Below are 751 nucleotides of genomic sequence, written 5' to 3' on the forward strand. Positions count from 1 at the left end.
GCCGAGCGAGTCGCGGTCGCCGGAGCTGAGGTTGCGCAGGCGTGATTCCTGCATCGCGGTGGCGAGCGCGATGATCTGGCCCTTCTTCGGCACGTTCAGGCTGATCCCGGTGGCCACGATGGTGCTGGCGTTGGGGATCTGCTCCTCGGGCAGGGACAGTCCCTCGACGTGTACGTCCTTGGCGGACGCGCCGTTGAGGATCTTGGTGACCTGCTCGATGACGGCGTCGGTGTCGACGTCGCCCACGCAGTTGAAGGAGGAGTAGGTGGTTTGGGCTGCCTCGCTGGAGCTGGCCATCAGCATGGCCGTGCTGGCGAGGAGGAAGGGGGAGAGGACGAAGACGCCGATGCCGGCGGCTATGCCCTTCAATCCGGCTGGCCTCCCGGCGGACGGCTATGGTCCGGCGGCGGGGCGCCCGTGGGCAGGGGAGGGTAGAGCGATGTCAACGGGGTCCTTGGAAGCGAAGTCCTGGCCGCGCGTACGCAGGAGTGGAAAGGGAGCGGGCGGCCGGGCTGGGTGAATCGGGATGCGTGCGTAACGGGGCGAGTTGCACCTCGCGCCGTTGCGGGGCGGCGGGTCAGGTGTGCCGGGACAGGGGGAACCTCCACGAGGGCAGGGGCAGGGGAGTGGGCCATCGGCGGTCTCCGCCGGGCAGTCCCTAAACAGTAAGGGCGGATCCCCGGTTGCCGAAATCGTTCGTGATCAAGGCTTGATTCCGGGGGTTTTGGCGGGCGATAGCGCTCAACCGGGG

Annotated in this window: 1 pseudogene; it reads right to left on the reverse strand. The window is 68.2% G+C overall.

Annotated elements, in window-relative coordinates:
- Positions 1 to 369, reverse strand: a pseudogene (locus tag ACLZN2_RS50950) (hypothetical protein); the annotation flags it as partial.
- Positions 370 to 751: the final 382 nt, after the last annotated feature.

The organism is Streptomyces sp. T028, assembly GCF_048159505.1.
GTDB lineage: Bacteria > Actinomycetota > Actinomycetes > Streptomycetales > Streptomycetaceae > Streptomyces.